We start from the raw sequence: 4,846 nt of genomic DNA on the forward strand, positions 1-4,846 counted from the left end.
TTCGCAGTCATCAATAGAAATATCATATTCTTTATCAAAGTATGCACGTAGATAACAATTACCTACTTCTTTCACATATTCAACATCATATAATTCGAAATTATTCGCTTCTATAATTGGTTCTAGAAGACGTTCGGTCATTGCTTCGTATTCTTCTCTCTTCGCCATATTAAACTACTCCTTTTACACTTCCATATATAAAACACTTATTATTCTTTCATAAGTTATTATAACCATTCAAGCTTCTTTTTTATTATTTCTTTCTTATTTCTTCGAAATGTCTATAGCATAATGAAAGAGTGGACTCACGCCCACTCTTGTTGTAATTCTATTACTTCTATGACATTGTAACATTATTCCATGGCAAAAGCAAGTACTTTGTGAAAAATTCATGAAAATTGCTTTTTTGTAAGTAATGCATACAACGAATTCCATTTATTGAAAGAGTGGACTCAAGCCTTTCTATACTCCCATATATTCCAATAACTCTTCCCAATAAGAAGGGTACTCATCAAAACCATTACTTTGAAAATCATCTTGGTTCGTTCTTACTTCAATTCTCCACAAAACCTTTTGGTCATCTGATTCTTCCTTAGAATCCTCTCCAGAACTAGAATCGGATAAGATATTAGTCTTAATGAACTCACTGAACGAATCCTCCACATCAAATTCCTCAGTTGTTTCAAGTGCTTCCTCTTGAAATTCTATTGTGGTCTTTGAATTCTCTAATAAATTAACTGAAACTTTTTTTGTAGTACCGTTGTCATCATCAAAGGTAACCGTTATTTTTTCAATCTCTATTTCTTCATTATTTGTACTTTGGGACGTATTAGTATTCGAGTTTTTTGTTGGTGTTTTTTTCTGACATCCAATAAATAGAATGCATGTAAATATACATACTAGTGATATAATCGTTTTATATTTACGAAGTTTTTTCATCGATTAGCCCTCCCATATATCCTTTTAAGTATAATATCCTTTTCCATTTTTATGTCAGTGTAATTTCCAATCCCAGCATAAGTAAACTCAAATATGTCACTTGATTTGCCTTTAAAAAAGATAATAGTTCCAAGCATCATTCCATATTTTTGTGTATCTATTAAGCCTTCATATGCGAGCAAGTAATTACCATTATCCTCAATAGGAATTTTGTAAAAGTCTTTTGTTTCATCATAACTTTGAATTCTATTTTGATATTCATAATCCAATAATTTTACCAATTTCAAAAATCTATTTTCCGATCTCAATTGATAAATATTGTAATCATCAATTTTATCCTCTATTTCGTCTAAGGTTTTATTATCTCTCACTAAAGGTAATAAGATTACAATACCCATTTTTGTCTGAATTCTTTTATTAGGAAACTCGCCCAATCGTCCTTCCTGAATCACATTACTATCCATATCATCATCAATTTCTAGTAAATCATCATTTTCCCATATTAGGCTCCTCTTATCATATAATTTATCATTTTTCAATAATGAAATGAGCTTGTGTCTAAATTCTTCATAATCTTTCAACATTCATTTCACTCCTTTTATTAGTCTAGTTCATCTTCCAACATGGCTTGATACTCTTCATATGCAGTTGGGAAGATTTCCTTTATGTACTCTAATTTTGTTGGATCGGCTGACATACCTGCTTCAAAGAAATGTGCAAATGCTTCATGGGATATAGAGCTCTCATTATAATAATCATCTGAATGTGACCACCCACCACAAGCTTCCCCATTGGTTAAGCCATTTACAAGATCCGAAACACCATTTTTCATATTACCATCAACATTTAACCATGTCGATAAATCGTCATAAGCATCATTAATATCTGTATATCCCTTTTCTTCCATAATATTATTCACGTAATTATCAACATCGTTGCTTAATTTATCATAAAAATCGTAACTTCCGTCAGTAGAAGTATCACCAAACCAATCGGATTGATCATCTATCAAATGACCTACCTCATGATAGTATGTACAGCCGACACCACGAACATTGGTAGAGTCATCTTCTTGATTATACTTAATATAATTCCAAAAGTTATCATAATGTGCTGTTTTATCATAATCATCATCTTTAATATTAATATTATCTAAGAATTTTTTATATACTTCCTTCGTATTTTCATCTGTTGCATTCTCATATCTGTATTCTAAGTACTCCTCATAGCTCATTGTACTAGGATCTTTTTCATTAGAAGTACTGCTATCCTCTGAAGTACTGCTATCCTCTGAAGTAACTCCATTCTTATTATCTAAGTTATTTGGGCTCGGATTTAAAACGGATTTACTAGTATAATTTTCTGCAATTTTTTTCTCTGTTTTCTCATATTGGTTCATAATCTCTTGTAATGTGATACCTAAAGTATACATTACTGTTTTCTCTTTTTCCATATCACTAATCAATGTTTTGATTTGATTTCTGACTTGTCCATATGCAGCATTGGACATTAATAAGGAGCTCATTATGTAACTGAGAGTGTCTTCCGCTTCTCCAAAGTAGTTTTCAATTTGTGTATACTCATTGTGTATACGATTTGCTATTTGAGTATTTACTTTGTAATAACTCATTGTTTCCCTCCCTGTACTTTAACATGATATTCTTGCTAGTATTTTATCATGAATGGGTATACAAATGTTAGATATCCGACAGAATGCAGGAATTTTGGTATGAATAGCATTAAACTACTTTTTGATTTTTAGTATCATATATGTTGGTGTTTCTATAAAAGCATTATACCTATTAGGGAAATTATCTTTCCAACTTTCAGGTGGCATTGGTTCGACTACTTCACATAGATTCAATCCTGCACTAATAATTGCATTTACATAATCACTAAATAAATGATGATAACTTATGCTTAGGTGATTTTCATAATCATCGTTATATTCAATCCAGGGTTGTATATAGGAACGTTTACTTTTATCTAAATACCTAACATTCCAATCCTCATCTTGTGGAAAAATATCACCATTTTGTATCGGATACATGGAAGTGTACACTGGATGTATTACAGACAATATACAGCATCCATTATCCTCGAGACTATTAGAAATCCCCTTAAATAAAGTATCTAGATTCTTTATATAATGTGTGGTTGTAGACGAAAAAATAAAATCAAATTTTCTATCTATATTATTTTGGATATCCGATGCATCACCAGTAATAAATTTTGCTATTGACTGTCGTTTCTCGGCTTTGTTTGAAGCTATTGTTAACATTTCTTTTGATAAATCCATACCTATCAACGTTTTGGGAGAATATTCTTCTAACAGAAAAGTAAAAATTCCTGTCCCGCACCCTATATCTAGTATGGATTTTTCTTGTAAATTTGGTAACATATCTTTTATACATGGCCATTCAATATTGTAACTGTATGAATCTTCATCTGTGTTGAATTCCTCGTATGCTTTCGCCATGATATTCCAGTCTTCTTCAATTGTATTCATTTTCGCCCTCATAATTTTCTATTTTCTATTATTTTTTTCTAGATTCCTCTTTGTTTTCATGTGGCTTCCAGCCTGCATTTGTCCTATACCATCTGAAATGTATTGGCGCTAATACAACAAGTAATAATACTAAGATTAAACCTACCTTTATTTTGTTCCTCAATGAAAAACCTCTTATCATAAAAATCATATCATAACAACTCAATAAACAATAGGATAACTTTACATTATATGCGTTTTTTACCTACCCTAATCAAAGAACCTATAACACCAAATTCTCACTTGTTAAGCAATTGCATATGATAGGTTCTATATCCTCAAATCTATACTTATTTTGTAATACATCTATCAAATCATCAAACATGACAGATGCTGTTTCCCTTCCTCCTGCCCCTTTTCCGTAGTAGGCCCGCAATCCGCTGTGCTTACTCTCTACAAATATCATATTATAGTTCTCACTAACACTTTGTAACATATGATTGCTGTTTAAAGCCTTGGGACCTACGAAACAACAAATGTCCTCTGCCGATGTTTTTTCTGCATAGAATATCTGTCTAATAATAGTTCCAGCTTGGTTAGTTGCTTCTATATCTATATTCTCTATAGATACTGGCTCAATATATCTACAATCTACATCTACTTTCATACCAAGCCTTAATAATATACGCATTTTATTAAGCGTATCGATACCCATTATGTCTTCGGAAGAATTATTTTCAGCAAATCCTTTCGCTTTTGCCTGCTGCAATGCCTCGCTAAAGGATATTTTGTGATTTTCCATAGCTGATAGTACATAGGTAGAGGTTGCATTTACTATCCCATATATTTTTCTTATCTCATCTCCTTTTGACATTTGCATTAAACTTCTACAGATTGGTATACAGCCTCCTACTGAAGCCTCAAATCTTAACTGAATATTATATTGATTGGAAGCTTCCATAAGCTTCATACCATATGTCGCCAAACATTTCTTACTGGACATTACAATGTGCTTTCCATTTTGTATCGACTTCATAACAGCTTTGTATGTTTCTTCCATTCCCGCTCCGCCCATACATTCAACACAAACCTGGATTTCTGGATTTTCCACGATATCAGCTATATTGGTGGTGAGAAAAACATCACTGGTATCGATATTTCTTTTCTTATTTATATCTCTTACATACACTGCCTTAACAGAAAACTCCATTCCATAAACTTCCTTTACATATTCCCTGTTTTCATTAATATAAGATATTACCTGAGAACCTACTACACCCAAACCTAGAAATCCTATTCCAATTACTTTGCCCATATCGGTCATCCTTTCTTACTTTTCTTGATTGATTTATTAATAAAAGTATAGTAACATCAAATAGTATATAAGTAAAATTAATACATTTTATAGTTTAGATAAAT

At 31.7% G+C, this 4,846-nt stretch carries 6 protein-coding genes and 1 pseudogene; all 7 read right to left on the reverse strand.

Features of this window, described 5'->3' with window-relative positions:
• A pseudogene (locus ACW2QF_RS10720) lies at window positions 1–168 on the reverse strand (ribosome maturation factor RimP); the annotation flags it as partial.
• A 294-nt stretch (window positions 169–462) separates the two neighbouring features.
• Window positions 463–939 (reverse strand): hypothetical protein, encoded by a 477-nt coding sequence (locus ACW2QF_RS10725; protein WP_455716002.1) that lies wholly within the window; start codon window positions 937–939, stop codon window positions 463–465.
• The gene (locus tag ACW2QF_RS10730; RefSeq protein ID WP_455716003.1) at window positions 936–1,523 is read right to left on the reverse strand and encodes a hypothetical protein; all 588 of its coding nucleotides are present in this window, start codon (window positions 1,521–1,523) and stop codon (window positions 936–938) included. Before ACW2QF_RS10730 ends, ACW2QF_RS10725 begins: the two co-directional genes overlap by 4 nt.
• Before the next feature lie 17 nt (window positions 1,524–1,540).
• On the reverse strand, window positions 1,541–2,569 hold the full coding sequence (locus tag ACW2QF_RS10735; RefSeq protein ID WP_455716004.1) for a hypothetical protein: 1,029 nt from the start codon (window positions 2,567–2,569) through the stop codon (window positions 1,541–1,543).
• Between the two features lie 114 nt (window positions 2,570–2,683).
• A complete protein-coding gene (locus ACW2QF_RS10740) occupies window positions 2,684–3,448 on the reverse strand; it encodes a methyltransferase domain-containing protein (RefSeq protein ID WP_455716005.1) in 765 nt (254 codons plus the stop codon).
• Window positions 3,449–3,476: 28 nt separating this feature from the next.
• Entirely contained in the window at window positions 3,477–3,611 is a 135-nt protein-coding gene (locus tag ACW2QF_RS10745) for a hypothetical protein (protein WP_455716006.1), read from the reverse strand.
• A gap of 99 nt (window positions 3,612–3,710) precedes the next feature.
• On the reverse strand, window positions 3,711–4,742 hold the full coding sequence (locus ACW2QF_RS10750; RefSeq protein ID WP_455716007.1) for a homoserine dehydrogenase: 1,032 nt from the start codon (window positions 4,740–4,742) through the stop codon (window positions 3,711–3,713).
• Window positions 4,743–4,846: the final 104 nt, after the last annotated feature.

The sequence above is a fragment of the Anaerosporobacter sp. genome (genome assembly GCF_965301125.1).

Excerpts from the sequence above, each read along its gene's own strand:
- ACW2QF_RS10725 (WP_455716002.1), bottom strand. The coding sequence starts at position 939 with ATGAAAAAACTTCGTAAATATAAAACGATTATATCACTAGTATGTATA.
- ACW2QF_RS10750 (WP_455716007.1), bottom strand. The coding sequence starts at position 4,742 with ATGGGCAAAGTAATTGGAATAGGATTTCTAGGTTTGGGTGTAGTAGGT.
- ACW2QF_RS10735 (WP_455716004.1), bottom strand. The coding sequence starts at position 2,569 with ATGAGTTATTACAAAGTAAATACTCAAATAGCAAATCGTATACACAAT.
- ACW2QF_RS10730 (WP_455716003.1), bottom strand. The coding sequence starts at position 1,523 with ATGTTGAAAGATTATGAAGAATTTAGACACAAGCTCATTTCATTATTG.
- ACW2QF_RS10740 (WP_455716005.1), bottom strand. The coding sequence starts at position 3,448 with ATGAATACAATTGAAGAAGACTGGAATATCATGGCGAAAGCATACGAG.